This is a genomic window from Streptomyces sp. WELS2 (assembly GCF_013870595.1).
In the GTDB taxonomy this organism is placed as follows: domain Bacteria; phylum Actinomycetota; class Actinomycetes; order Streptomycetales; family Streptomycetaceae; genus Streptomyces.
The window spans coordinates 1-1345 of sequence record NZ_JACBWZ010001247.1 but is presented as its reverse complement, the minus strand read 5'-3'; the positions used below and the strand labels follow the sequence as shown (position 1 = coordinate 1345).

Below are 1345 nucleotides of genomic sequence, written 5' to 3'. Positions count from 1 at the left end.
CGCGTCCGCGCCCTCGGCGACCCCGACGTCGCCCCGCCCGGCGCCGGCCTCCCCGACACCTGGCGGCCCTGGCGGTCGTACGCCGTGCGGCACCTGCGGGTGGCGGGGGAGCGGATCCCGTGAGCGCCGGGCCCACCCGACCGGCGCGACACCCTCACCCACTCCCTCACGAAGCGAGGAACCCCGGTCCGATGACCACCGTGTACTACACCCACCTGGACGCCCCCGTCGGGCCGCTGCTGCTCACCGCGGACGCGGACGGCGCGCTGACCTCGCTGTCCGTGCCCGGGCAGAAGGGCGGCCGCAGCGTGCGCGACGACTGGCGGGCCGACCGCGGACCGTTCCGGGCCGCCGCCGAGCAGCTCGCCGCGTACTTCGCCGGCGAGCGCACGGAGTTCCGGCTGCCGCTGCGGGCGTCCGGCACCGAGTTCCGGCGGGCGGTGTGGGCAGCGCTGGACGAGGTGCCCTACGGCACCACCGTCACCTACGGGGAGATCGCCGCCCGGATCGGCGCCCCCCGCGCCGCCGTGCGCGCCGTCGGCGGGGCGATCGGCGCCAACCCGCTGCTCATCCTGCGCCCCTGCCACCGGGTGATCGGCGCGAACGGCGCGCTGACCGGGTACGCGGGCGGACTCGAGCGCAAGCTGCGGCTGCTCACCCTGGAGGGCGCCCTGCACCCCGGGACGCCCGTACACCCGGGAGGGGCACCGTCCGTTCCCGCGGATTAGCCCTGCGGTCCGGGACCGCCGCGGTCACCCCGCGTGCGGGCCGGTCCGGTCAGTCCAGCGCGCGCCCCACCAGCCGCACCATGCCCACGACACCTCGTCCGACCCACCCGAACAGCCCCGTTTCCACCGCGAGTCCGGCGACGTCCGCGGTCGTCTCCGCCCGGTCCCACCCGGACTCGCACCGGGAACACGACCGAGGCCACCGGCGCCTCTCCTCCCCGCACCTCTTGCACACCGCCATCGCTGCTCTCCCCTCCCAGGACACCGGCGCCAGGGCGCCGCAAGCGTCGAACGCCCATCCGGTCACGGCACCTAAGGTAACCGGCCCGGACGGCGCGCACGTTGAACGAATCATGAACGCGCCGGGCCCTCCGATGCGCCGAACGGGTGGATCTGCGGGCGGTGCACGGCGTGTCGGTCCCGGTTGTGGCATTTTCGCTGCGAAGGGCGTCCCGGATCGGCGTCCTTGAAGGGCGGGCACACATGGCCAAGGTCGTACGGGTTCTCGCGGTCCTCCTTCCGCTGCTGCCGGCGGCCCTCATGACACCGGCCGCCGCCCAGCCGGCCCCGCCGCCCTGGACGGTTGGGGTCGCTGTCGTAGGGGCGCTCCGGGATCC

General features: G+C 75.6%; 1 protein-coding gene. It reads left to right on the top strand.

Features of this window, described 5'->3' with window-relative positions; translation table 11 throughout:
• Positions 1–191 precede the first annotated feature (191 nt).
• On the top strand, positions 192–728 hold the full coding sequence (locus tag H5J33_RS35420; RefSeq protein ID WP_181798742.1) for a methylated-DNA--[protein]-cysteine S-methyltransferase: 537 nt from the start codon (positions 192–194) through the stop codon (positions 726–728).
• The last annotated feature ends 617 nt before the right edge of the window (positions 729–1345 follow it).